This is a genomic window from Nocardia mangyaensis, from assembly GCF_001886715.1.
Taxonomy (GTDB): domain Bacteria; phylum Actinomycetota; class Actinomycetes; order Mycobacteriales; family Mycobacteriaceae; genus Nocardia; species Nocardia mangyaensis.
The window spans coordinates 6,044,208-6,069,566 of record NZ_CP018082.1 but is presented as its reverse complement, the minus strand read 5'-3'; the positions used below and the strand labels follow the sequence as shown (position 1 = coordinate 6,069,566).

Genomic DNA, 25,359 nt, shown 5'->3' with positions numbered 1-25,359 from the left:
CCTGGCTTCGATACGCGAACTATTCGCTGCTGCGGGCGGCCAGGACGGCGTCGTAGAGCTCGCGGCGTGAGGCGCCTCGGCCCGCGGAGACCTCCGCGCAGGCGTCCTTGAGGCGCATTCCGCTCGCGACGAGTGTCTCGACTTCGTCGACCAGCTGGGCGGGCTCGGCCGAAACCGGTTGTGCTCCTTCGAGAACCACCGTGATCTCGCCGCGAGCGCCCTCGACGGACCAGGCGGCGAGTTCGGCGAGGGTGCCGCGGACGACTTCCTCGTAGGTCTTGGTGAGTTCGCGGCAGACCGCGGCGCGGCGGTCGGGGCCGAGGACGGTGACGGCGTCGGCCAGGCAGTCGGCCAGGCGGTGCGGTGCTTCGAAGAAGACGCACGCGCGCTGTTCGGAGGCCAAGGTGCGCAACCACTCCCGGCGCTGACCGCCCTTGCGGGGGGCGAAGCCGTCGAAGCAGAACCGTTCCACCGGCAGTCCGGACAGGGCGAGCGCGGTGGTGACCGCGGACGGGCCGGGCAGACAGGTGACCGGGAGATCGCGCTCGACGGCGGCGGCGACCAGGCGATAGCCGGGGTCGCTCACCGAGGGCATGCCCGCGTCGGTCACCAGCAGCACCGTGCGCCCGGCCGCGATGTCGTCGAGCAAGGCGGGGATGCGGGCGGTCTCGACGTGGTCGTAGAAACTGACCACCCGGCCGGTGATCTCCACCCCGAGCGCCTTGGCCAGTGACCTCGTGCGACGGGTGTCCTCCGCGGCGACGACATCGGCCGAGCCGAGCGCGTCACGCAGGCGCTGGGACGCATCGCCGATCTCTCCCATGGGAGTGGCCGCCAAGACCAACACGGTGTTCCCGCCTCTCCGGTTGTCATGGCCGTCCCGATCGCGTGCGGCGGGTACGTGCGGATTCGCTGTCGGCTGCCCGGTACCGGGTGCCCGACCATTCTGTCAGGTGGGCACAGTGCCCCGGTCCGGGGCATGTGATGGGAACCGAGGGGGACGGTGTCGGCTCGGACTTCGTCGGCGCCACCGCCTACGATCGCAGGCGTGATCCCGGTGACCGAAACGCGTGTGGTGCCCCCGTCGCGCCCCGCGTCGGCGTTGGTCAGCCCGGCGCCGTTGCGTCCGGCGCCGGATTTCGGCCCGCTCGACACCGCGCGCGGCTGGGCGGTCACCGCGGTGCTCACCGTGATCGCTGCGCTCACCCGATTCGTCAACCTGAATTACCCGACCGACGCGCGTACCCCCGTCTTCGACGAGAAGCACTACGCGCCGCAGGCCTGGCAGATGGTCACCGGCGGCGGCGTCGAGGACAACCCCGCCTACGGCCTGGTGGTCCATCCGCCGGTCGGCAAGCAGTTCATCGCGATCAGCGAAGCCCTGTTCGGCTACAACGCCTGGGGCTGGCGCGGTACCGCGGCGCTGGCGGGCACGTTGCTCGTGCTGCTGGTGATCCGAATCGTGCGGCGGATGTCGCGCTCGACGCTGATCGGCGCGTTCGCGGGCATCTTGCTCATCGTCGACGGACTGACCTTCGTCTCCTCCCGCATCGGCATGCTCGACATCTTCATGGCGCTGCTGGTCACCGCCGCCTTCGGCTGTCTGATCGTGGACCGCGACGAGGTCCGAGAACGGATGGCCCGCGCCGATCTGACCGGGCGGATCGGGTTGACCGACTGGGGACCGCGACTCGGGGTGCGCTGGTGGCGTTTCGGCGCGGGCGTGCTGCTCGGGCTGGCGTGCGGCACCAAGTGGTCGGGCATCTACTACATCATGTTCTTCGGCTTGCTCAGCGTGGCCTTCGATGTGAGCGCCCGGCGCGCGTACGGGGTGCGCAGACCGTGGGTGGGCACGTTGGTGCGCGATGTGGGGCCCGCGTTGTACGCGCTCACGCTCATCCCGCTGATGGTGTATCTGTCCTCGTACTGGGCGTGGTTCGCCAGCGAGGACGGGGCCTTCCGGTACGCGGTGGGTAATCAGATCGGCAGCGGAGGCGCCTTCTCGTTCCTGCCCGACGCGCTGCGCTCGCTCTGGTTCTACCACGGCGAGACCCTGGCATTTCATTCCAGCCTCACCAATTCGGCGGGCAACCACCACCCGTGGGAATCCAAGCCGTGGACCTGGCCGATGGGTTTGCGCCCGATGCTCTACTACTACGCCGACGGCACGGTCACCGGCTGTGGCGAGACGCAGTGTGTGAAAGCCGTGATGGCGGTGGGCACTCCGGCGCTGTGGTGGCTGGCGCTGCCGGTGCTCGGCTGGGCGGTCTGGCGGTCGGTGGTGCGCCGCGACTGGCGCTACGCGACGGTGCTGGTCGGTTACGGCGCCGGTCTGCTGCCCTGGTTCCTCACCTTGGACCGGCAGATGTACTACTTCTACGCGGTGGTGCTCGCCCCGTTCCTGGTGATGGCGGTGGCGCTGGTGCTCGGCGACATCCTCGGCTCGGCCAGACCCGCGGGCATCCCGCGCAGTCCCACGGGCACCTATCTGCCCGCTCCGGTGAACGAGCGCTACGCCCTCGGTCTGCTGATCGCGAGCATCTACCTCGGCCTGGTGATCGCGAACTTCGTCTGGCTGTGGCCGGTCCTCACCGCCCAACCGATCAGCCCCGCCAGCTGGCAGGACCATCTCTGGTTACCCAGCTGGCGGTGAGGACTCAGTCCAGCGCGCGGCGCACGAATTCGAGTGCGTCGGTGTCGGCCACGCCGAGCCGGCGGACCGTGGCGACGTAGTCGACTGCCGCGCGGGAGGCGATATCGCGGGTGGGGTCGCCGGAGGAGGCGATGAAAGAGCCTTGGCGGCCGCGGGTTTCGAGGACGCCGTCGGCCTCGAGCTCGCGGTAGGCGCGGGCGACGGTGTTGGGGGCGATACCGAGATCGGCGGCCAGCGCGCGGACCGTGGGGATCTTGGTGCCCGCGGGCAGACTGCCCGCGCGCACCTGTTCGATCACCGCCATGCGCAGCTGCTCGTAGGGCGGCTGGGGGGAATCGGTGGACAGCTCGACGTGGAACACGTGCTCACACCTCGTCTCGGGCCAGCGGACAGGACATGCAGCGGGGACCGCCCCGGCCGGAGCCCAGCTCCGAACCCTGGATGGTGAGCACCTCGACCCCGGCGTCGGCCAGGCGCGAGTTGGTCATCTCGTTGCGCTCGTAGGCCACCACCACGCCCGGGGCGAGGGCGAGGGTGTTGTTGCCGTCGTCCCACTGCTCGCGCTCGGCGGTGACCCCGTCGCGACCGGTGTCGATCACCCGCAGCCGCGAGATGCCCATGGCGGTCGCGGCGGCGGGCAGGAACGGTTCGGGGCCGGTGATGCTGATCCGCTCCAGCTCGCTGCGCGCCGAGAATCCGTCTTCGCGGCGGATCGTGAACGCCCGCAAGGACTCCCGCACGCCCGGGTACATGACCACCGCGTCGGTGTCGACCATGGTGCACACCGTGTCCAGGTGCATGGTCGCGCGGTTCTGCGCGATCGGCACCACCAGCACGGTGTGCGCGAGGTCGTCGTCGAAGAGGCTGCGCGCCAGCGCTTCCGCGCCCGCGGGGGAGGTGCGTTCACCCACCCCCACCGCGACGACGCCCGGCGCGAGCAGCAGCACGTCACCGCCCTCGATCGGCGCGGTGTGCGATTCGTAGGCCCGGCGCACGCCGAGGAAACGCGGGTGGAACGCGTAGACCAGATCGGTGATCGAGGTCTCGCGGATGCGGGCGGGCAGGGCGAGCGAGGTGATCGCGACCTTGGGGCCGACCCAGAACGAGGAATCGCGGGTGAACAGCAGGTTCGGTAGTGGATCGATGACGAAGTCGGCCCCGTGGTGCATGCGCCGCACCAGCGAGGTGGTGTCGGGGCCGAAGGGCAGTTCGTCGAAGGTCATGCCCGCCATCAGGATGTCGGCGAGTTCGCGCGCCTCCACTTTGCGCAGTTCGGCGGCGAGCTGATCGGCCAGGCCGTGGCCGAGCCGGCGGGCGTCGACGGCGGCGGAGATACCCTGGATTCTGGCTGCCCCGCTGACCTCGAGCGTCTCGGCGAGCAGGTCGGCCAGCAGCAGCACCTCGACGCCGCGATCACGCAGCACGGCGGCGAAGGCATCGTGCTCGGCCTGCGCGCGCTCCACCCAGGGGATGCCGTCGAAGAGCAGTTGATCGTTGTTGCTCGGGGTGAGACGGCGCAGTTCGTCGCCGGGCCGGTGCAGCAGCACCGTGCGCAGCGTGCCGACCTCGGAAGTGACGGCCAGGCGGGTGTCGGGGGCGGTTCCCATGCGCAAACCGTAATCCGAGCGGCGCCCTTCGGCACCTGCCACGCCGAGTCCAGCCGTTTTCGTACACGCGACGAATACCTAAAGTATTGTTTAGGTGAAGTGGGAGGAGCGCACATGACGACGGCCGATTGGCACACGAAGGAGCTGACCCCCGGGCAGCTCTCCGATCGTAGTGGAGTTGCAGTGTCCGCGTTGCACTTCTACGAACGCGAAGGTCTCATATCGAGTCGTCGAACCAGTGGCAATCAACGGCGATACGCTCGCGAAACGCTGCGGCGGGTCGCCTTCATCCGGATCTCGCAGCGGGTGGGGATCCCGCTCAGCGAGATCCGCTCGGCGCTGGACCGGCTGCCGGAGGGGCGCACGCCCACCCGTCGCGACTGGGAAACCCTGTCGACCACCTGGCGCGAGGACCTCGACGACCGCATCATCCAGCTCACCCGGCTGCGCGACAACCTCACCGGCTGCATCGGCTGCGGATGCCTGTCGCTGGGCTCGTGCAAGCTCGTCAACGAGCACGACCGCCTCGGTGCGGAGGGTCCGGGCGCCCGGGTATTGGACGTCCACCTGAACTGCCCTCCCAAGTCGGGCTGCGTTTAGGCATCATCGAGGGATGACCTCTTTGGAAGGTAAGGCGAAAGCACTCCTCGAACTGCACCGCCCGGGGGATCCGGTGGTGTTACCCACGGTCTGGGACGCGTGGTCGGCGAATACCGCGGTGGCCGCGGGTTTTTCGGGACTCACGCTCGGTAGTCATCCGGTCGCCGACTCGATCGGGCGCCCCGATGGCGAGGGGATGACCTTCGCCGAACTGCTGAGTCAGGTCGGCAAGGTCACCGGCGCGGTCGACGTGCCGGTGTCGGTCGACATCGAATCCGGCTACGGCCTCGAACCCATCCAGCTCATCGACGGCCTGGTCGGCGCGGGCGCGGTCGGACTCAACATCGAGGACACCGTGCACAGCGAGGGCAAGCGGCTGCGCGCGGCGTCCGAACACGCCGATTTCGTGCGTGGCCTGCGCGAAGCCGCCGACGCGGCCGGCGTCCACGTCGTCGTCAACGCCCGCACCGACCTGTTCCTGCGCGCCGACGGTGACGACGCCGACCGCGTCGACCGCGCGATCGCCCGGCTCACTCTGGCCGCCGAAGCGGGAGCCGACGTCCTCTACCCGGTCGGCCGACACTCCGACGCCGATATGCGCCGCCTCACCGAAGAACTGCCCCTCCCGGTGAACGCCATCGGCCAGCCCGGCACCCCCGCCAAGGACCATTTCGCCGAACTGGGCGTCGCCCGGATCAGCTTCGGCCCGTTCCTGCAGGCGGCCTTGGGCGCCGAAGCGGGCGACCTCCTCGCGGCCTGGCGGTAGACACGTCTATGGCGCACGGTGAATCACCGTGCGCCACAGTGTGTTCGACTATTCCTTGGGCTCGACGTAGCGGGGGAACACCGGTTCCGGGGCAGGCAGGTCGATGCCGGGGACCAGGGGGGTAGCGATGTCGGCGAAGGTGCGGCCGTCCTGGGCGAGCAGGTCCAGGATCTTGGCGGCGGAACCGGGCATCACCGGCTGGACCAGGATGGCGACGATGCGCACCACCTCGAGGGTGACGTAGAGGACCGTGGCCATGCGGGCCAGGTCCTCCTCGGTGCCCGACTTGCGCAGGGCCCAGGGCGCATTGGCGGAGAAGTAGCGGTTCGTCTCGCCGAGGGTCAGCCAGATCGTCTCCAGGGCGAGGTGCATCTGCTGGGCGTCGAACTCGGCGCGGCAGCGGTCGAGCAGGGCAGCGGCGCGGTCGAGCAGGGCGCGGTCCTCCTCGGTGAACTCGCCCGGCGCGGGCGCCTTGGCGTCACAGTTCTTGTTGACCATGGTCAGGCTGCGCTGGACCAGGTTGCCGAACTCGTTGGCCAGATCGCTGTTGATCCGGCCCGCGATGGCGTCGTTGCTGTAGCTGCCGTCCTGGCCATAGGAGATCTCGCGCAGCAGGAAGAAGCGCACCTGGTCCAGACCGTAGGTGGACACCAAGGCCAGCGGGTCGACGACGTTGCCCGTCGACTTCGACATCTTCTCGCCCTTGTTGTACAGGAACCCGTGCACGAACACGCGGTCCGGCAGCGCGATCCCGGCCGACATCAGGAACGCGGGCCAGTACACCGTGTGGAAGCGGGTGATGTCCTTGCCGATGATGTGCACGTTCGCGGGCCAGAACTTCTGGAAGGCCGCGGACTCGGTGTTCGGGAAGCCGACACCGGTCAGGTAGTTGGTGAGCGCGTCGACCCACACGTACATCACGTGATCGGGGTGGCCGGGCACCGGAACGCCCCAGTCGAAGGTGGTGCGCGAGATCGACAGATCCTTCAGCCCCGCCTTGACGTAGCTGACGATCTCGTTGCGCCGGGTCGCGGGCGCGATGAACTCCGGATGCTCCTCGTAGAGGGCGAGCAGCTTGTCCTGGTACTCGGAGAGCTTGAAGAAGTAGTTCGACTCCTCGGTCCAGGTGAGCGGGGTCTTCGTCTCGGTGGACACACGGGTGCCGTCGTCGAGGAGGGTGGTCTCCTCCTCGGTGTAGAACGCCTCGTCGCGCACCGAGTACCAGCCGGAGTAGTTGCCCAGGTAGATGTCGCCGCCCGCGAGCATGCGCTCCCAGATGGCGACGCTGGCGGCCTTGTGATCCTCGTCGGTGGTGCGGATGAAGCGGTCGAAGGAGATGTCGAGCGCCTTGTCCATCGCCTCGAAGACATCGGAGTTGCGCGCCGCGAGCTCCTGCACGCCGATGCCCTCGGCGGCCGCGGTCTGCTGCATCTTCTGACCGTGCTCGTCGGTGCCGGTCATGAAGAACACGTCGTAGCCGTCGAGTCGCTTGAACCGGGCCAGCGCGTCGGTCGAGATGTACTCGTACGCGTGCCCGATGTGCGGCGCACCGTTCGGGTACGCGATGGCCGTCGTGATGTAGAAGGCGGGCGCCTCAGATGCGGCCGTGCCCTTCGATCGCTCGCTTCGCTCGCTCATGATGCGAACTACTGTAATCCGCGTGGCAAACCAAAATCGTCCGGCTCCACCTCTTCCGCCGCCGCTCGCACCCCTGATCGACGCGCACACCCACCTCGATGCCTGTGGCGCGATCGATGCCGCCTCGACCACGGCGATCGTGGACCGGGCCGCCTCGGTGGGCGTCGGCCACGTGGTGACCGTGGCCGACGATCTGGCCGCGGCGCAGTGGGCCGTGCGGGCCGCGCAGTGGGATCCGCGGGTGTACGCGGCTGTCGCGCTGCACCCGACCAGGGCGAACGCGCTCGACGACAAAGCCAAGGACGAACTGGAACGACTCGCCACCGACCCGCGCGTGGTCGCCGTCGGCGAGACCGGTCTGGATTACTACTGGCCCGGCAAGCTCGACGGCTGCGCCGATGTCGAGACCCAGATCGAGGGCTTCCGCTGGCACATCGACCTGGCCAAGCGGGTCCGCAAGCCGCTGATGATCCACAACCGCGAGGCCGACCACGATCTGCTCACCGTGCTGCTCGACGAGGGCGCGCCCGACACGGTGATCTTCCACTGCTTCTCCTCCGACGCCACGATGGCCGAGGCCTGCGTGGCCGAGGGGTACGTGCTCAGCTTCTCCGGGACGGTCAGTTTCAAGAACGCGCACGAACTGCGCGAGGCGGCCCAGTTGGTGCCCGACGATCAGATCCTGGTGGAAACCGACGCGCCATACCTGACCCCGCATCCGTATCGCGGGGCGCCGAACGAGTCGTACTGCCTGCCCTACACCGTGCGCGCGCTGGCCGAGGTTCGCGAGCAGGATCCGGCCGAGCTCGCCGAGATCACCACCGCGAACGCTCGTCGCCTCTATCGCATCAGGTAGCGGTCCTCTGCTCGGGGCGGGAAGGGGGCTGGACACTAAACGTGATGCGCGTCACATTTTATGGTTGTTTTGTTACTTCACGGCGGCGTCTAGGCCGAATTGTGATCTGCGGTCCCGCCGATAGGGCGGCTCGGTGTTGTCGAGAGAGCGCCTTGTCGTTATCGTTCTGTAACCATGTCGGCTTTTGCGCGGATCAACTCGTCTCGCTCGCCGCTGCTGTACGCGGCGGTGGCGGCCATGCTGCTGATTCTTCTCGTCGGCGCCTCGCTGGCCGTCGTGAACCACAAGACGGTCGCCCTGGTCATCGACGGCGAGCGCACCGAGCTCACCACCATGTCCCGTGACGTGCGCGCCATCCTGGCCCAGGCCGGCTACCAGCTCTCCGAGCACGACGCGGTGAGCCCGGCGGCCGGGGCCACGGTGTCCGACGGCGCGACCATCACGCTCAACCGGGGCCGCGAGATCACGATCTCCGTCGACGGCACCGAGCGCAAGGTGTGGACCACCGGCGCCACCGCGGGCGAGGCGCTCGCCCAGATGCAGATCCCGGCCGACACCCACGTGGTGCCGACCCGCACCGAGAAGCTGCCGCTGGCCGGTGCCGCGCTCAGTGTCTACACCCCGCGCACCATCACCCTCGTCGACGGCGCCACGGCTCCGGTCGACGTGCGCCTCGCCGCCCCGACCGTCGGCGAATTCCTCGCCGCCGCCGGGGTCGCGCTGAAGGACGAGGACTTCGCCGAGCCCGCCGCCGAGACGCCGCTCGCCGAGGGTATGCGGGTCACCGTCACCCGGCAGCGCACCGAGCAGCGCACCGAGACGCTGCCGCTCGATCCCGATGAAGTGGTGATCGAGGACGAGACCCTGAACATGAGCCGCACCGTCGTCGAGAACCCGGGCCAGCCCGGCCTGCACGAGGCGACCTTCGCGGTGACGCTGGTCAACGGCGTCGAATCCGGGCGCGTGCAGGTGAACTCCACCGTGATCACGCCGGCCCAGCCCAAGACCATCCGCAAGGGCGCCAAGCCGGGGACCGAGGTGCCCGAGGTCCGCGACGGCGCGATCTGGGACGCGCTGGCCCGCTGCGAGTCGACCGGCAACTGGGCCATCAACACCGGCAACGGCTACTACGGCGGCATCCAGTTCGACCAGAGCACCTGGGAACGCCAGGGTGGGTTGAAGTACGCCCCTCGTGCCGATCTGGCCACCCGCGAAGAGCAGATCGCCATCGCCGAGGTGACCCGCGCGCGGCAGGGCTGGGGCGCGTGGCCTTCGTGCACCAGCCGGCTCGGCCTGAGCTGAGCGGGATCCGACCCGGTAGTCGACGGGACGTGTGCCTGTCGGTGGGTGACCGCGCCTTGGCCGCGCGGTAGCGTGCTCTCGTTTCGCCGAGTCTGCTGTGCTCGTGCGGTGGGTTCGGCTCGTTGGCGAGTCGACGGGTGGTTGTCATCCGTGAGGTTTCGGCTTGGCGGTGTGCGGCTGTCGCGGTGATGGTGTCTGCGGGGCTTGTGGCCTCCGGGCCTGCGGTTGGTGCGCAGACGGCCGAACCGGGTGGGGTGATCGCGGTGATTCCGCAGGCCGAGGGGTCCCATGGGATGTCGGGGGCGCAGGTCATCGACTACTGGACCCGTGGGGTTGGGGGGAGTGACGCAACCGGCGAGTGGGGCGCTGTATCTGCCGACCGGGAAGGCGCCGCCTGGTGGGTGGCCGGTGGTGGCCTACGACCACGGAACCACGGGGCTCGGTGCCGGATGCGGTGGGCAGTCGGACCCGGCGGGGCGCCGTGGCCGGAGTCGCAGGCGCCGCAGGACGAGTTCCTGCGCCATCTGGTCTCGAAGGGGTTCGCGGTCGTCGCGCCGGAAGATCTGGGGCTGGGTCGGTTCGACACCGGGCCGCATCCTTACCTGGGGAGCGCCCGCGGTGATCTGTACACTCGTCCAGGAACTTGTTGCCTGGTGGAGAGATGAATCCGTGCTGAAGAATCCGATTCGCGCGACGGTCGTCGCCGCCATGGCCACCGGTGCGCTGCTGGCCGCGGGCTTGGCCCCCGCCACCGCCGAAGCTCCCGGCTCGATCATCTCGGTGCAGGCCGAACCCGCGGGATGGCGTGGCATGGCCAACGGCTCGGTCATCGAATACTGGATGACGGACTCGGCCGGCGTCTCGCGGCCCGCCAGCGGCGCGGTGTTCATTCCTGAGGGTGACGCGCCCGCCACCGGCTGGCCGATCATCGCCTACGACCACGGCACCTCGGGCTCCGGCCCGGGCTGTGGCGGCCAGTCCGATCCCGAATCCGCGATGACGCGCTACCGCGGCGCCGAGGACGCGCTGATCAAGGGCATGGTCGACCAGGGCTTCGCGGTCGTCGCGCCCGACTATCTGGGCCTCGGCCGGTTCGACACCGGCCCGCACCCGTATCTCGAGGTGCGCAGCCAGGCCACCGCCACGATCGACCTGGTCCGCGCGGCGCGCGCCGCCGACCCCGACCTGTCCAGGACGTGGAGCGTCTTCGGCGTCTCGCAGGGCGGGCACGCCGCGCTCAGCTCAGCGCACGTCCAGTCCTGGTACGCGCCCGAACTCGACTTCCGCGGCACGGTCGCCGTCGATCCGGCCTCCGATGTGGAGAAGGTCCTGCCGTTCGGGGGACCGGGCCTGCCGGAGATCCCGCTGCTGTCCGGCGCCACTTCGTCGTTCATCGTCAGCATCCTGGCCGGTCTGCGCGCCACCCATCCCGAGGCCGAGGTCGACTCCTACCTGTCGCCGCTGGGCAAGTCGCTGGTCGACGCCGCGGGCAGCCAGTGTCTCGACAAGATCTTCGCGGCCACCCAGGGTGTGAACCCCTCGAGCCTGCTGGCCAAGCCGCTCGCTCCGCTGCGCGATGTGCTCGCCGAGTACATGGCCCTGCCGACCAGCGGCTACGACGCCCCGATCCTGATGACGATGAACGTCACCGACGTGGTCGTGCCCTCCCCGCTGCACGGCGCGCTGGTCGCGCAGTTCGCGGCCAATGGCGTCGACCAGCAGGTGGTCACCGGTTTCGGCGAGCACGGCACCACCTCCCCGGAGATGCGGGTGGCGATCGACGAGTTCCAGGCCCGCATCCACGCCGCCCCGCCGCAGCGCTGAGCTGCTCGATCGGCGAGGTTGGTAGGTTCTAGCGGTGCCCGAACCCGATAATTCCGCTCGCGGCAGCGCCGCGCTGCTCGGTCCCGCCGAGGTGCGCACGCTGGCCGAACGTTTCGGCGTGCGGCCGACCAAGCAACTCGGGCAGAACTTCGTGCACGACGGCAACACGGTGCGCCGCATCGTCGCCGCCGCCGGGGTCGGCGCCACGGACACCGTGCTCGAGGTCGGACCCGGCCTCGGCTCGCTGACCCTGGCCCTGCTCGACGTGGTCGACCAGGTCGTCGCCGTCGAGATCGACCCGGTGCTGGCCAACTATCTGCCCGAGACCGTCGCCGACCGGGCTCCCGGTCTGGTGGACCGCCTGCGCGTGGTCGAGGCCGACGCGCTGCGGGTGCGTGCCGATCAGCTGCCCGCCGCGCCGACGGCGCTGGTCGCGAACCTGCCCTACAACGTGGCGGTCCCGGTGCTGCTGCATCTGCTGGCCCAACTGCCGAGCATCATGGTGTCGCTGGTGATGGTGCAGGCCGAGGTGGCCGACCGCCTCGCCGCCGAACCCGGCAATCGGGTGTACGGCGTGCCGAGTGTCAAGGCCGGGTTCTTCGGCCGGGTCCGGCGGGCCGGGCACGTCGGCACCCAGGTGTTCTGGCCGGTGCCCCGGGTCGAATCGGGTCTGGTGCGCATCGATCGCTACCCCGAACCGCCGTGGCCGATCGACGAGACGCATCGCAAGCGGGTCTTCGAGGTGATCGACGCCGCGTTCGCGCAGCGGCGAAAGACCTTGCGCGCGGCCCTGTCCGGCTGGGCCGGGTCGCCCGCCGAGGCCGAGCGCAGGCTGGTCGCCGCCGGGATCGATCCCACCGCCCGCGGCGAGACGCTCGACACCGCCGCGTTCGTCCGATTGGCTGCCCAGGGCTGACCGGCCGATCGCCGGCTCCCGCAGGCGAACCCGCAGTACATCGGCCGTTCACCAGGGCGGTCTGTGAATACAATTGTGGACAACTGGTTTTCGCGGTCCGGCGAGTTGATCATGGTCGCCGCCCGATGTCCCCGGTTGTTCCCGCTTTACTCGGTAGATCGCCGTACGGTTCACGGATGTGGATGACGCTGTGGATGATTCACCCTGGTCCGATGGCGAATGAACCCGTGGTGAACACCTGCTCAGCGCGACCATCATGGGCTTCGGCCGCCTCGCATCCGAGGAGCGAGATGTAACGCTGATGGCGAAGTATCGCCCCCGGATGCGAGGCCGCAGGACCGAAAACCCCGCGGCGCCAGCCGCGAATTACACCGCGAGTGCGTAGCCGGCGTCGTCCACGGCGGCGGCTACGGCGGTGTCGGCGAGGTCGCTCGTGCTGTCGACGCGGACCAGCCCGCTGGCGAGGTCGACATCGACGCTGGTCACGCCGTCGATCTTGCCGATCTCCTGTTTGACCGAGCTCACGCAGTGTCCGCAGGTCATCCCCGTGACGGTATAGGTGGTGGTGGCCATGGCCGACTCCTTCGCTGTTCGATCATACGGTCCGGGGGTATCGCCCCAGCAGAGATGAACATACCCCCCGAGGGTACCTTGTGCAACCCCTTGCCCCGGCGGCTTGCGGTGACGCGGGATTCAGCGCGCGTACTCGTCGGTGTAACCCGTTACGCTTGGTGATCGTGCTGTCAGTTGTGCCCAGCCCGGTCGTCGTGCGCGCGCCTTCGAAGGTGAATCTGCATCTCGGAGTCGGTGATCTGCGCCCGGACGGCTATCACGATCTGACCACCGTCTTCCAGGCACTTTCCCTCGCCGACGACCTCGAACTCGCCCCGTCCGCCTCGCTGACGGTGCGGGTCACCGGCGAGGGCGCCGCGCAGGTGCCCACCGATCGCGCCAACCTGGTCTGGAAGGCCGCGGTGCGCTTGGCGCACCTGGCCGGGCGCGCGCCGCTGGTGGAGATCGCCATCGCCAAGGGTATTCCGGTGGCCGGCGGCATGGCGGGCGGCAGCGCCGACGCGGCCGCGGCGCTGGTCGGCCTCAACGAACTGTGGGACCTCGGCATGGGCCGCGACGAGCTGTCGGAGGTGGCCGCCGAACTCGGCAGCGACGTCCCCTTCGCCCTGCACGGGGGCACCGCCCTGGGCACCGGCCGCGGCGAACGGCTGCTGCCGGTGCTCTCGCGCAACACCTTCCACTGGGTGCTCGCGCTGGCCAAGGACGGCCTGTCCACGCCGTCGGTTTTCCGTGAACTCGACCGGCTGCGCGCCGAGGGCGAGCCGCCGCGCCTGGGCGACCCGCAGAAACTCATGCAGGCGCTGGCCGCAGGCGATCCGCGCACGCTGGCGCCGCTGCTCGGCAACGACCTGCAGGCCGCGGCCCTGTCCCTGAAACCGGAACTGCGCCGCACCCTGCGCGCGGGTGTCGGTGCGGGCGCCCTGGCCGGCCTGGTCTCCGGCTCCGGCCCCACCTGCGCCTTCCTGTGCGAGACCGAGGAAGCCGCCATCACCGTCGCCGCCGAACTCGCCGGCGCCGGGGTGTGCCGCAGCGTGCGCACCGCGAGTGGCCCGGTCCCGGGCGCCCGGGTGCTCGACGCCGAGACCCACGGCAAGCGCTGAGCTCAGCCGACGGACCTGGGCGGCGCTGCGGCCGTAGCGGTAGAGCAGGGCGGGCGGACCGGAAAGGGGCAGTCCGCTGCCGGCGTGCACGGAGTCTTCCGGGGAACGTTGAACGAACGCCGTTCGTCGCGCAAGACCGGCGCGGCCGGGGTGATGTCGGCCGGGGTGGGTAGGCTCGCCAGGCCGGATAGTCACGCGGAAGGCGGGCGAGCAACACCTATGTCCAACCTGATCAACCTCGAACAGGTCTCCAAGAGTTTCGGCGTCAAGCCGCTGTTGGACGACGTCTCGCTCGGTGTGCACGCGGGGGAGCGGATCGGGGTGGTCGGTCTCAACGGTGGCGGTAAGACCACCTTGCTCGAAGTGCTGACCGGTCTGGAGGCGCCCGACAGTGGCCGGGTCAGCCGGGTCGGTGGGTTGCGGATGGCCGTGGTCACCCAGCGCGGTGTGCTGCCCGACGGTGCCACCATCGGCTCGATCGTGCTCGCCGGCCTCTCCGACGACCTGTCCACCGTCGACATCGCCGAACACGAGTGGGCTGCCGACGCGCGCATCCGCACGGTGCTCGACGGCATCGGCATCGCCGACCTCGGCCTGGACACCCCCGTCACCAACCTCTCCGGCGGTGAGCGGCGCCGGGTCGCGCTGGCCGCCGCGCTGGTGCGCGACCTCGATCTGCTCGTGCTCGACGAGCCGACCAACCACCTCGACATCGAAGGTGTGCAGTGGCTGGCCGAGCATTTGGTGGCCCGCCGCACCGCGCTGATCGTGGTCACCCACGATCGCTGGTTCCTCGACACCGTCGCCACCCGCACCTGGGAGGTCGTCGGCGGCAAGGTGGAGACCTACGAGGGTGGCTACGGCGACTGGATCTACGCCCGCGCCGAACGCGCCCGCCAGGCCGACGCCACCGAATCGCGCCGCGCCAACCTCGCCCGCAAAGAACTGGCCTGGCTGCGCCGCGGCGCCAAGGCCCGCACCTCCAAGCCGCGTTACCGCGTGGAGGCCGCCGAGGCGCTGATCGCCGACGTGCCGCCGCCGCGTGATTCGGTCTCGCTGGCCGCGTTCGCGCGCAAGCGGCTCGGGCGCGTGGTGATCGAACTCGAGGACGCCACTCTCACGACGCCGGATGGCCGGGTCCTGGTCGAGGACCTCACCTGGCGACTCGCCCCGGGCGAGCGGGTGGGTCTGGTCGGCGTCAACGGCTCGGGCAAGACCACCCTGCTGCGCGCGCTGGCCGGTGACGCCGAACCCGCCGCGGGCAAGCGCATCCAGGGCCAGACCGTGCAGATCGGCTGGCTGCGCCAGGAACTCGACGACCTGCCCACCGACATGCGCGTGCTCGAGGCCGTCCAGCAGATCGCGCAGCGAATCATGCTCGGCGACAAGGAGATCTCGGCCGGTCAGCTCGCCGAACGGCTCGGCTTCACCCCGGCCCGCCAGCGCACCCCGGTCGGCGACCTCTCCGGTGGCGAGCGTCGTCGACTGCAGCTGACCCGCATCCTTATGGCGGAGCCGAACGTCCTGCTGCTCGACGAGCCGACCAACGATCTCGACATCGACACCCTGCAGCAGCTCGAGGACCTGCTCGACAACTGGGCCGGCACGCTGGTGGTCATCAGCCACGACCGCTACCTGGTCGAACGCATCTGTGACTCCACCTGGGCCCTGTTCGGCGACGGCAAGCTCACCAACCTGCCCGGCGGCATCGACCAGTACCTGACCAAGCGCGCCGCTCAGACCGCCGGGACCAAGCCCGGCGCCGTGAAAGCGCCTGCCTCGACGACGGATTCGGCCGACCGCCGCGCCGCCCGCAAGGAACTGTCCCGCCTGGAGCGCAGCATCGCCAAGCTCGACGACCGCGAACAGAAGCTGCACGCGGCCCTCGCCGACGCCGCGACCGACCCGGACAAGCTGGTGAAACTCGGCGGCGAACTCAAAGCGGTTGTCGCCGAGAAGGAAGCGGCCGAGGAACGGTGGCTGGAGCTCGCCGAAGACCACTGATCTCGGGCGTACGAGCTCGCCGGGGACTGGTTGACCGGACCCGGTGAGTACCTGTCAGCCGCCGACGCTGCGCGCCCCCGTGCCCGAGTCCGGCTTGAATCCGCGGGGAGTCGGGACAGTCTCTCGTCCCTCGTTGATCACGGTGGGCAGGCAGGTCTGCACGAAATCGGCGCCGAACTCGGTGAGCAGGATGCTGCGGTAGTTCACCTTGGTGCCGAAACCGCGCTTCATCGCGTCGCGCACCGGTTCCTGTGCCTCGATGAGCTGGTAGCGGTGCGGATTGCCGACGGGCTCGCGGGTGAACTCGATGAGTCCGAGCCTGCGCAGGTTGGGCAGGTACTTCGGCACACGGTTGGGAAAGCGCAGGCCCGCGTGCTCGCCGAGCATGGTCAGCCCGCTGATCAGGCGTTCGCCGCCGAAGGCACGCTGGCGACCGGTGCGTACGTCGATCGAGGGCTGTGGCCCGTCGACGTGCAGGAAGCGCAGGATCCGGGCCTCGTCGGGAGTGATCTCGGCGAGGATGCCCGGATAGGCGGGGTGGGTGTCGGGCTGGGCGGCGTGGGTGCTGGCGGACAGGCGCAGCAGCTCGGCGCCCTGTTCGCGCAGGGTCGGCATGCCGGGCTCGCGGTGGTGGTCGGCGGTGGGCGGCAGGCCGAGCGCGTGCCGGAGCCGGTCGCGCACTTCGGTTTCCGCTTCGGCGAGTACTTCGTTGGGTGGGGTGCCCGCCATACTGCCCCGCAGGACGGTGACGGTGACCCCGAGGGCGGTGTCGAGGGTCCACAACGTCATTCCCGAGGCCGCGGTGAAGGCCACCCGCGCGACACCGGTCGCGGCGCGCACCGTGCGTGCCGGTGACATGGGCAGTACGCCGCGCTTGTCGCTGGCGACCTCGAGCGGCGGTACCGACCGTCGCACCACCTCGGTGGACGGGGTCCCGTCGTCTACATCCATGTCGTCGCCACTCCTGTTCCGAAGACCAGAATGTGAGCGTATCCGGCGAGCAGCCCCAGCGCGCCGCCATGGACGAAAAGCAACCATTCGTCCTGTTTGATCGCCGAACGCAACATGTCCACGAAGTCGTGTGGGGAAAGTGCGGACATTTGCCGGGCGATGTATTCGTTGACCTGTTTGCCCTGCTGGACGTTGAACGCCGGGTCGGCGAAGGCCATCGGCGCGATCGTCATGGCCTCGGTGGTCAGCGTGGTCTGCAGCGAGTCGTATTCGCGGCTGCCGAGCATGAATTTCACCGCGGGCCTGGCCGGGCCGAGCGCGCGGTCGGCGGCCGGGCGCAAGGTGTCTTCCAGCATCTGCAGGGTGCGGTCCGAGCGCGGGCCGTTGAGCAGTTCGTCGCCGATGTTGGCGACGGTGACGACCTCGGTGGACACCAGCGCCGCGTAGCCCGCGGTGATCTCGGGCTGGCGCTTGATCAGCAGACCCTGCCGCCAGGGGCACCACCACTTGGGCTCGGCCGGAGCGAAGATCATGTTGAGACCGACCCAGTTGACCACCCAGCCGATGATGATCCCGCCGATCGGCAACACCACCAGCGGCGAGAGCCCGGTGGTGTGCAGCGTCAGCACCAGCAGCAGGCCGCAGGGCGCGCCGAAGTAGAAGCCGAAATTCTGCATGAAGCGCAGTTCCTTGGCGCCGAGCACCTGGAACAGCTGATTGAGCAGCTGCGGGCGGGCCTGGAAATAGCGGATCACCATCTGCTTCACATCGAGCAGCTGATCGATGTTGGCGCCGAGTTCGGCGGTGAGCTCGCGCAGGATCTCGGGCAGCTGCTGGCGTACGCGCTGATGGATCATTTCCCGGACCTGAACGGGCAGGTTGTACCAGAGCTGCGGATGCTCGCGGCGCAGGATCACTTCGACGATGTCGTGGATCTGCGCGTCGGCGACTTCGGCCAGATGTTCGGCCAGCTTCTCCGGATCGAGCTCGCGATAGAAATCGGAGACGCTGCCCAGTTTGGACAGCCCCTTGTCCACGGCGATGCTGGCCATCTTGTCCGCGCGGGACGGCACGATGCCCTGCCAGCCGATCCGGCCGTCATAGCTGAGCAGCGGCAACACCTGAATGCGCTTGGGCAGGAACGGGAACACCGCACGCAGGCCGGGCAGCCGGACCCCGTGGAATTTGATCGGCTGGAACAGCATCAAAATGCCGGTCCAGTTGGTGATGTATCCGATGATTCCTGTGAAAAGCGGAATTGTCACAATTTCAAGCAGGAGCGTCGGGTGTAACCCGAACACACTCTCCAACACGACACCCTCCTGCCGATAACCCGGTGACCACCGCCTTCACCGGAACCCAAAATTAGCACCCCCGCAGCGAGGTGACCCTACTGTGAGGTGAGGAACTGGGTCCATTCGTCGTGTGCCAGGCCACAGGGTAGTGTCTGAGACATCAGTCACAGAACCCGTCCCGAATGCCGTACTCGCCCTGGCGAGTCGGAACAATGACCATCACCACAATTCGTGACAGGACACAATCGACGCGAGCAGGGGCGCGCGTAATCCGCACTGTGCCTGGAGCGTGGTCGGGCAATAATCTGTGGGCGATCCGTTCACATGGCGAGACTTCGGAGTAGGACGTGACAGACGACAGGACCGGACAGGACCTGGCCCGTGCCGGTACCCGCGCCGTCGAGCGCAGCTCGGATGTCGAGCAGCGACAGATCAGTAATGAAGCACGGCTGATCCGGGGCGTGTTCCGCGCCGCCGGGCTGGCCGCCGGAACCGCGGTGCGCGGCAGCCAATGGGCTGTCGGCACCACCTATGAGGTGACCAAGGAACTGGCCCAGGCAGCCCTGGACGGGGAGTCCTCGGCCGATATCGCCGAGCGCACCGGCAATGCCCTGCGCTCCATCGCGCGCAGCGCGCTCGGCGTCACCGAGGGGTCGGTCCGCGAGATCGTCAGCTACGTGCCGACGCCCAACGGGTCGACCCAGCAGGCCGTCGCTGTTGGCCCGTACCTGCGTTCGGCCAATACCGACGACCTGCGCCGCCGCGGCGACGCGTTGCTCGCCCGCTCGGCCGATGTGTACTTCACCGAGGACGTGCACCCGGCGTATGACCGCATCCTCGACGAGATCGCACCCGACGAGGCCCGCATCCTGCGGTTCATGGCACTCAACGGGCCGCAGCCCTCGGTCGACGTGCGGACCAACCGTCCGCTCGGCATCGGCTCGGAGCTGGTCCAGGGCGACCTGACCTCGGTGCCCGAACAGGCCGGCGTGCGCTACCCGGACCGGTCGCGGTCCTACCTGATCAACCTCAACCGTCTCGGCTTGACGCTCACCTCCGACGACCCGGTGGTGTTGAGCCGCTACATGGTCCTGGAAGTGCAGCCCGTGGTGGAGACGGCCCTCAAGAAGGCGGGTCGCGCGCCGAAGATCGTGCGCAAGAGCCTGCGCCTGTCGGAGTTCGGCGAGGACTTCTGCCGGACCTGCTTCACGATCGGTAGCTGAGACAGCACGCGCTGACCGCACCGGAGGTCACGCTCCGGTGTCGGCAGTGATAGCGATCTGATACAGATCGGTCATAGCGCGTGTTCTGGTGGGATCGTGGAGGGATGGAGCAGGAAACCGGATCCTCGAACGTGCGCGTCGACGAAGCTGTCGCGCCCACCGTGGGCCCGCCTGCGCCGTTGTTGCCCGGGGCCGACGAACCGTTGGTCGCCGGGCCTGGGCCTGGGGAGGAACGGATGGCCGAGGCACCGCCCGGCGACGCGCACGCCGACGAGCCGCAGCCCCTGCCGGTGGCACGCCCGCCGGATCACCCCGACGACATCGTCGCGATCAGCAGACTCAAGTTCCGCTACCTGCGCAGCCTCGACACCAAGTCCTGGGACGAGTTCGCCGACACCTTGATCCCCGAGGCCACCGCCACCTACAGCGAGTACCTGCAGTTCGAGTCGCGCGAGGCTTTCCTCGCCTTCCTGCGCAACACCCTCGGTCCGCACGTCATCACCGAGCACCGCTGTGATCACCCCGAGATCGATGTCGACGGTGACACCGCCACCGGCACCTGGTACCTGGCCGACACCGTGATCATCCCCGAGCACAACATGTGCCTGCGGGGCGCGGCCTTCTACACCGACAACTACGTCCGCTGCGACGACGGGCACTGGCGCATCGCGCACACCGGCTACGAGCGCACCTACGAGGTGGTGCTCTCGCTCAGCGACCTGCCGAGCCTGCGCCTGACCGCCAGCCGCTGGGGAATGATCGCCCAGGAGAACCACATCTCCTCGGTCGAGCGCAACCCCGGCCCGGCGGCCTAGCCCGATCTCGGGCCGACCCAGACAGCCCCGGCGTCAGTCCGCGGTCGCGACCAGCGGCTCCAGCGTGAGCTTCGGGTGCTCCTTCTCGATGTACTGCAGCCGCCACTTGTCGCTGAACAGCGCCAGGATCGCGCCGTCGGTGCGGGTGAACACCTCAACGCCGCGCTGACGATCCAGCTCGGGCGCGGACTCGGCATCGGTGCGCCGGGCCAGAGTGAAGGGCAGGAAGTCCAGCTGGGTCTCCACGGTGAACTCCGCCTGCATGCGGGCGGTGACCACCTCGAACTGCATCGGGCCGACCGCGGCCAGCACCGGCGAGGCGTCGCCGCGAGCATCGTTGCGCAGTACCTGCACCACGCCCTCGGAATCGAGCTGGTCGATGGCCTTGCGGAACTGCTTGTACTTGCCCGCGCTCTGCGCGCGCAGCGTCGCGAAGTGCTCGGGGGCGAAGCTCGGGATCGGCGGGAACTCCACCTTCTTGTCCACGAACAAGGTGTGGCCGGGCGCCAGCGCGGTCGCGTTCACCAGGCCGACCACATCGCCGGGGTAGGCGGTGTCGACGGTGGTGCGTTCGCGGCCGAACACGGTCAGTGCGTACTTGGTGGCGAAGGGTCGACCGGTCTGCGCGTGGGTCACCACCATGCCGCGCTCGAACTCGCCGGACACGATCCGCATGAACGCCAGCCGGTCGCGGTGGGCGGTGTCCATGCCCGCCTGCACCTTGAACACCACCGCGCTGAACGGGTCACCGGTCACGCGGTCCTTCCCGGCCACATCGGCGCGCGGGCCAGGCGCGGGCGCCAAGGACACCAGGGTCTCGAGCAGTTGGCGCACGCCGAAGTTCAGCATCGCCGAGGCGTAGATGACCGGCGAGGTCTGCCCGGCCAGGAACATTTCCTGATCGTGGTCCTGTCCGGCCGCCGAGAGCAGTTCGCTCTCCTCGGCCGCGGTGGTCCACGGCTCGCCCTCGCGCGCCTCGGCCTGGGCCGGGGTCAGCGATTCCTCCGGGGCGATGGTCGCGCCACCGGCGGTGCGGGTGAAGTGGATGTACTCGCTGGCCTCGCCGTCGGGGCCGCGGCGCAACAGGCCGCGGAAATCGCCCGCGATGCCGACCGGCAGGAACAGCGGGGTCGGGGTGAGGCCGATGCGCTCGCTGATCTCGTCGAGCAGCTCCAGCGGCTCCTGGCCGGGGCGGTCCCACTTGTTGATCACGGTGATGACCGGGATGCCGCGGTGGCGGCACACCTGGAACAGCTTCAGCGTCTGCGGTTCCAGGCCCTTGGCGGCGTCGATCAACATCACCGCGGCGTCGACCGCGGTGAGCACGCGGTAGGTGTCCTCGGAGAAATCGGAGTGGCCTGGGGTGTCGACCAGGTTGATCACATTGTCGACATCGGAACCGGCCGCGCGGTAGTTGAACTGCAGCGCGGTCGAACTCACCGAGATGCCGCGCGCCTTCTCCATCTCCATCCAGTCCGACACCGTCGACTTGCGACCGGCCTTGCCGTGGATCGCGCCCGCCTCGGAGATCATCCTGGCGTGCAGCGCCAGCGCCTCGGTGAGCGTCGACTTACCCGCGTCGGGGTGCGAGATCACGGCGAACGTGCGGCGACGGGCCACCTCGGCGGGTAATCCGCGGGGGGTGGGGGCGGCGTTCTCTCCGGACTCGGTCAACGCGGAACCTTTCGCAGGGGATGAGCCTTTTCAGGGTACGAGGGCAGGTCGGCGGTGTTCGCGCCGGGAGTGCGTCATGGCGGTTTCGAGACGAGAACAGGGGTGCGGTATGGTGGTCAGGTTGTCTCGGCGAGGGTGAGCCCACGTGGTGCTCACCGTGATCGACGCGGCTCGGCTGTCTGGCCGTCCTCGTTCGTTCTTCGTCCGACGAGTAGACCCAGACCCCGGTGGATGGGTCGCCACATTGACCAGCCCGGAAGAGCCGTAGGAGCGCATTCAGTATGTCCGACGTCAACCTGATCGAAGCCGCCGTTCGCACCGAATTCGGTAAGGGCGCTGCTCGCCGTACCCGTCGCGACGGCAACGTGCCCGCCGTGCTGTACGGCCACCACGCCGAGCCGCAGCACCTGGCGCTCAACGCCCGCGCCTTCGCCGCCATCCTGCGCGAGAACGGCACCAACGCCATCCTCAACCTCATGGTCGACGGCAAGCAGCAGCTGGCGATGACCAAGTCGGTCGTGGTCCACCCGATCCGTCGCTACATCGAGCACGCCGACCTGCTGATCGTGCAGAGCGGCGAGCGTGTCGTCACCGACGTCAACGTCATCATCACCGGCGATGCCGCCTCCGGCACCCTGATCACCCAGGAGACCAGCGTCCTGTCGATCGAGGCCGACGCGCTGAAGCTGCCCGAGACCATCGAGATCTCGGTCGAGGGCATCGAGCCGGGCACCCAGATCCTGGCAGGCACCATCGATCTGCCCGAGGGCGTCACCCTCGCCGGTGACCCGGAGGCCCTGATCGTCAACGTGATCGCCGCGCCGTCCGCCTCGCAGATGGACGAAGACGGCGAAGGCACCGCTGCCGACGCCGCGACCGCGGAGTCCGCTGCCGAGTCCGAGTAATTCCTAGCGCTACGGTTCGGTGATGACCGAATCCTCCGGGCCCGCGCTCGTGGTGGGGCTGGGTAACCCCGGCCCCGACTACGAGCGCACCCGCCACAATGTGGGCTTCCTGGTCGCCGATGTGCTCGCCGAGCGCGTCGGCGGCCGTTTTGCCGTGCACAAGAAGTCCGGTGCCGATCTGCTGCAGGCACGCCTGGACGGCCGTCAGATCCTGATCGCCAAGCCGCGCACCTACATGAACCTGTCCGGTCGGCCGGTGGCCGCGCTGGCGAAGTTCTTCTCGGTGCCGCTCGACCAGGTGATCGTCGTGCACGACGAGCTGGACCTGCCGTTCGGCACGATCAAACTCAAGCAGGGCGGCGGCGAAGGTGGGCACAATGGCCTGCGTTCGATCTCTCAGGCGCTGACCACCAAGGACTACCTGCGCACCAGGATCGGTATCGGCCGCCCGCCCGGCCGCCAGGACCCGGCCGACTATGTGCTCAAGCCGTTCGCGGCGCCGGAGCGCAAGGAGGTCCCGGTGATCGTGGAGCAGGCCGCTGACGCGGTCGAACTGTTGCTGAAGGTCGGGTTGGAAGCGGCGCAGAACTCGCTGCACTAGTCGCCGAGGGCCGTGCCGGACTCGGGGTTTGGTGACACGGGCTGTGTTTGTTGGAGCGCTGGCGCGCTCGAGTTCGCGCCCCCGGCGGTCCCGACGATCAGGCACCGTGGCTTGCTCCTTCGTCGCGTACGCCACGGCGCCTGATCGTCGGGACGGGCGCGAACCGCCGACTGCGTCGGCGATCCCTCCTCGGGGTCGGGATGTGCGGGGTTGGGAGTGCGGTCATGGCGGACTCGAGTGTTAGTGAGGGGCTGGGAGTGCGGCAGGGTGGCCGACTTCGGCCCCGGCGTGCCGACACTGCGGTGGGTGGGGTGGTTCGGGGCTTCGGAGGGATTACCGCAGGTGTACGGCTGTTGCCGCGCGGCGGAGTTTTCCTGACGAGGTCTTCGGGAGGGCGCCGGGGCCGAGGATGGCTACGGTGCGGGGGCGGGCGCCTACTTCGGTGAAGACCTCGTGGACGATCTCGCGTTCGATGCGTTTCACCTCGTCGGGCTCCTGGAAGTCGTTGGATTCCACGACCACCGCGAAGCTTTCGCGCTTCTCGCCCGCGTCGAGGCGGACCGCGACCGCGTTGCCGGGGCGTACCCCGGTGACCCGCAGGGCCGCTCGCTCGATGTCGGTGGGGTAGATGTTGCGGCCGCCCATGATGATGACGTCCTTCATTCGGCCACACACCACGATCAGGCCCGCGTCGGTGAAGTAGCCGATGTCGCCGGTGTCGAGCCAGCCGTCGGCGTCCTGGGCCGGGCGGAAGCCGTCGACGGTGACGTAGCCGGAAGTCACGGCGGGTCCGCGCAATTCGATGACGCCGACCGAGCGCACCGGCAGCGGCTGGCGTTCGGCGTCGACGACGCGGCCCTCCAGATCGTCGACCAGGTGGCCCAGGGTCGGCAGCTTGCGTGGCGTGCCGTGGTGATCGTCCTCGGCGACCGGCACGGCCTTGCCGACCGCTTCGAGCAGGTCGGCATCGATCACGTCGAGCACCTGGCCCTGCCCGGGGTCGGGGATGGACACGGCCAGCGTGGTCTCGGCCATGCCGTAGACGGGGGTGAGCGCGCTCGGGTTGAGCCCGAAGTGTTTTCCCGCCTCCGCGAGCGCGGCCATGGTGTCGGGGTCCACCGGTTCGGCGCCGTTCCACATGTAGCGCACGCTGGACAGATCCATGGTGCCCGGCTCGGCCTGGCGCAGCCGTCGGGCCAGCAACGAATAGGCGAAATTCGGTGCGGCGGTGACGGTGCCGCGGTACTTGTCGATGAGCTCGGCCCACAGCAGTGGCCTGGCCAGGAAGTCGAGTGGTGTCACGCACACCACTTCGGCGCCGAATTGCATGGGCACGCTGAGGAATCCGACCATGCCCATGTCGTGGAACAGCGGCAGCCAGCTGATCATCACGTCGTCGTCGGTCTGGAACTTGACCCGATTGAACATGGCGTAGGCGTTGACGTAGAAGTTGCCGTGCGTGATCCGTACGGCCTTCGGCGATCCGGTCGATCCGGAGGTCAACTGCTGCAACGCGATATCGGACTCGGTGGTCGGCACCGGATCGGTATCGATGCCCTGGTGCAGGTCCTCGATGCGGACCACGGCGATACCGCGTTCGCGCAGCACCGGCTCGGCCGCGTCGAAGGGTGCGCCGAGCACGACCGCCTTCGCCTCGATCATGGTCAGCACGGTCTCGGTGTCGCGCACCCAGACCGCGAGATCGGTGCGCGGGGTCGGCTGATGCAGCATGGTGATCGAGGCGCCGCGCATCCAGATCGCCTGGCAGGCAGGGGCGATGTCGACCGGCAGTCCGGCGAGCACGCCCACCGCGTCGCCGTGCCCGATCCCGGCGGCCGTGAGACCGCCCGCCATCCGCCGTGCGCTGCGATGGATCTCCCCCCAGGTCTGCCGCAAGGGCACTCCCGGTTCCCCGGTGACCAGCCCCCTCGAGCTGGACAACGCTGTGGCAAACATTTCGTCGGTGAACCTGCTCAACGTCGGACTCCCTTTGCGCCAACGATCAGTTACGGCCGTGCTCCCAACAATCCCGCCCCGCCCACCCGGTGTTAACCCC

22 protein-coding genes are annotated in these 25,359 nt (G+C 68.9%); 13 read left to right on the top strand and 9 right to left on the bottom strand.

Annotation, left to right across the window (positions count from 1 at the left end; genetic code table 11):
• Positions 1–19 precede the first annotated feature (19 nt).
• Positions 20–847, bottom strand: a complete 828-nt coding sequence (gene rsmI, locus BOX37_RS27600) for a 16S rRNA (cytidine(1402)-2'-O)-methyltransferase (protein WP_071930182.1) — start codon at positions 845–847, stop codon at positions 20–22.
• A 201-nt stretch (positions 848–1,048) separates the two neighbouring features.
• On the opposite strand from rsmI, the gene BOX37_RS27595 reads away from it, so the two are divergent.
• Complete coding sequence (locus BOX37_RS27595) at positions 1,049–2,653, top strand: dolichyl-phosphate-mannose--protein mannosyltransferase (RefSeq protein WP_206045724.1); 1,605 nt, start codon at positions 1,049–1,051, stop codon at positions 2,651–2,653.
• A 4-nt stretch (positions 2,654–2,657) separates the two neighbouring features.
• Here the strand turns inward: BOX37_RS27595 and BOX37_RS27590 are convergent, their stop codons facing one another.
• Positions 2,658–3,014 (bottom strand): GntR family transcriptional regulator, encoded by a 357-nt coding sequence (locus BOX37_RS27590; protein WP_071930181.1) that lies wholly within the window; start codon positions 3,012–3,014, stop codon positions 2,658–2,660.
• A gap of 4 nt (positions 3,015–3,018) precedes the next feature.
• Complete coding sequence (gene arcA, locus BOX37_RS27585; RefSeq protein WP_071930180.1) at positions 3,019–4,260, bottom strand: arginine deiminase; 1,242 nt, start codon at positions 4,258–4,260, stop codon at positions 3,019–3,021.
• A 114-nt stretch (positions 4,261–4,374) separates the two neighbouring features.
• Between arcA and soxR the strand changes: the two genes are divergently transcribed.
• Both soxR and BOX37_RS27575 read left to right on the top strand, forming a co-directional pair.
• On the top strand, positions 4,375–4,860 hold the full coding sequence (gene soxR / locus BOX37_RS27580) for a redox-sensitive transcriptional activator SoxR (RefSeq protein ID WP_071930179.1): 486 nt from the start codon (positions 4,375–4,377) through the stop codon (positions 4,858–4,860).
• A gap of 13 nt (positions 4,861–4,873) precedes the next feature.
• Positions 4,874–5,626, top strand: a complete 753-nt coding sequence (locus tag BOX37_RS27575; RefSeq protein WP_071930178.1) for an isocitrate lyase/PEP mutase family protein — start codon at positions 4,874–4,876, stop codon at positions 5,624–5,626.
• Between the two features lie 48 nt (positions 5,627–5,674).
• Here the strand turns inward: BOX37_RS27575 and metG are convergent, their stop codons facing one another.
• Complete coding sequence (gene metG / locus BOX37_RS27570; protein ID WP_071930177.1) at positions 5,675–7,264, bottom strand: methionine--tRNA ligase; 1,590 nt, start codon at positions 7,262–7,264, stop codon at positions 5,675–5,677.
• Position 7,265: 1 nt separating this feature from the next.
• Here metG and BOX37_RS27565 point away from each other — a divergent pair, with 1 nt between their 5' ends.
• The 4 genes from BOX37_RS27565 (at position 7,266) to rsmA (ending at position 12,162) form a co-directional block, all read left to right on the top strand.
• A complete protein-coding gene (locus tag BOX37_RS27565; RefSeq protein ID WP_071930176.1) occupies positions 7,266–8,120 on the top strand; it encodes a TatD family hydrolase in 855 nt (284 codons plus the stop codon).
• Positions 8,121–8,294: 174 nt separating this feature from the next.
• Complete coding sequence (locus BOX37_RS27560) at positions 8,295–9,422, top strand: resuscitation-promoting factor (protein ID WP_071930175.1); 1,128 nt, start codon at positions 8,295–8,297, stop codon at positions 9,420–9,422.
• A 669-nt stretch (positions 9,423–10,091) separates the two neighbouring features.
• The gene (locus tag BOX37_RS27555) at positions 10,092–11,246 is read left to right on the top strand and encodes a lipase family protein (RefSeq protein WP_084760207.1); all 1,155 of its coding nucleotides are present in this window, start codon (positions 10,092–10,094) and stop codon (positions 11,244–11,246) included.
• A 34-nt stretch (positions 11,247–11,280) separates the two neighbouring features.
• The gene (rsmA, locus tag BOX37_RS27550) at positions 11,281–12,162 is read left to right on the top strand and encodes a 16S rRNA (adenine(1518)-N(6)/adenine(1519)-N(6))-dimethyltransferase RsmA (RefSeq protein WP_071930174.1); all 882 of its coding nucleotides are present in this window, start codon (positions 11,281–11,283) and stop codon (positions 12,160–12,162) included.
• 366 nt (positions 12,163–12,528) lie between these two features.
• Here rsmA and BOX37_RS27545 read toward each other — a convergent pair whose 3' ends face one another.
• A complete protein-coding gene (locus BOX37_RS27545) occupies positions 12,529–12,735 on the bottom strand; it encodes a cation transporter (protein ID WP_071930173.1) in 207 nt (68 codons plus the stop codon).
• A 164-nt stretch (positions 12,736–12,899) separates the two neighbouring features.
• Between BOX37_RS27545 and BOX37_RS27540 the strand changes: the two genes are divergently transcribed.
• Both BOX37_RS27540 and BOX37_RS27535 read left to right on the top strand, forming a co-directional pair.
• Positions 12,900–13,835: a 4-(cytidine 5'-diphospho)-2-C-methyl-D-erythritol kinase gene (locus BOX37_RS27540; protein WP_071931934.1), complete on the top strand. Its 936-nt coding sequence runs from the start codon at positions 12,900–12,902 to the stop codon at positions 13,833–13,835.
• 219 nt (positions 13,836–14,054) lie between these two features.
• Positions 14,055–15,839, top strand: a complete 1,785-nt coding sequence (locus BOX37_RS27535) for an ABC-F family ATP-binding cassette domain-containing protein (protein ID WP_071930172.1) — start codon at positions 14,055–14,057, stop codon at positions 15,837–15,839.
• A gap of 54 nt (positions 15,840–15,893) precedes the next feature.
• Here BOX37_RS27535 and BOX37_RS27530 read toward each other — a convergent pair whose 3' ends face one another.
• A complete protein-coding gene (locus BOX37_RS27530) occupies positions 15,894–16,790 on the bottom strand; it encodes an Abi-alpha family protein (protein WP_084760205.1) in 897 nt (298 codons plus the stop codon).
• On the bottom strand, positions 16,781–18,055 hold the full coding sequence (locus BOX37_RS27525) for a DUF445 domain-containing protein (protein WP_240505073.1): 1,275 nt from the start codon (positions 18,053–18,055) through the stop codon (positions 16,781–16,783). Before BOX37_RS27525 ends, BOX37_RS27530 begins: the two co-directional genes overlap by 10 nt.
• Before the next feature lie 377 nt (positions 18,056–18,432).
• Here BOX37_RS27525 and BOX37_RS35590 point away from each other — a divergent pair, with 377 nt between their 5' ends.
• Positions 18,433–19,308: an Abi-alpha family protein gene (locus BOX37_RS35590; protein ID WP_084760201.1), complete on the top strand. Its 876-nt coding sequence runs from the start codon at positions 18,433–18,435 to the stop codon at positions 19,306–19,308.
• Between the two features lie 290 nt (positions 19,309–19,598).
• Positions 19,599–20,123 (top strand): nuclear transport factor 2 family protein, encoded by a 525-nt coding sequence (locus BOX37_RS27515; RefSeq protein ID WP_071931931.1) that lies wholly within the window; start codon positions 19,599–19,601, stop codon positions 20,121–20,123.
• A gap of 33 nt (positions 20,124–20,156) precedes the next feature.
• Here BOX37_RS27515 and BOX37_RS27510 read toward each other — a convergent pair whose 3' ends face one another.
• A complete protein-coding gene (locus tag BOX37_RS27510; protein ID WP_071930171.1) occupies positions 20,157–21,797 on the bottom strand; it encodes a peptide chain release factor 3 in 1,641 nt (546 codons plus the stop codon).
• A 281-nt stretch (positions 21,798–22,078) separates the two neighbouring features.
• Here BOX37_RS27510 and BOX37_RS27505 point away from each other — a divergent pair, with 281 nt between their 5' ends.
• The gene (locus BOX37_RS27505; RefSeq protein ID WP_071930170.1) at positions 22,079–22,702 is read left to right on the top strand and encodes a 50S ribosomal protein L25/general stress protein Ctc; all 624 of its coding nucleotides are present in this window, start codon (positions 22,079–22,081) and stop codon (positions 22,700–22,702) included.
• Positions 22,703–22,724: 22 nt separating this feature from the next.
• Positions 22,725–23,303 (top strand): aminoacyl-tRNA hydrolase, encoded by a 579-nt coding sequence (gene pth / locus BOX37_RS27500; RefSeq protein ID WP_071930169.1) that lies wholly within the window; start codon positions 22,725–22,727, stop codon positions 23,301–23,303.
• Between the two features lie 333 nt (positions 23,304–23,636).
• Here the strand turns inward: pth and BOX37_RS27495 are convergent, their stop codons facing one another.
• The gene (locus tag BOX37_RS27495; protein ID WP_071930168.1) at positions 23,637–25,280 is read right to left on the bottom strand and encodes a fatty acyl-AMP ligase; all 1,644 of its coding nucleotides are present in this window, start codon (positions 25,278–25,280) and stop codon (positions 23,637–23,639) included.
• Positions 25,281–25,359 lie beyond the last annotated feature (79 nt).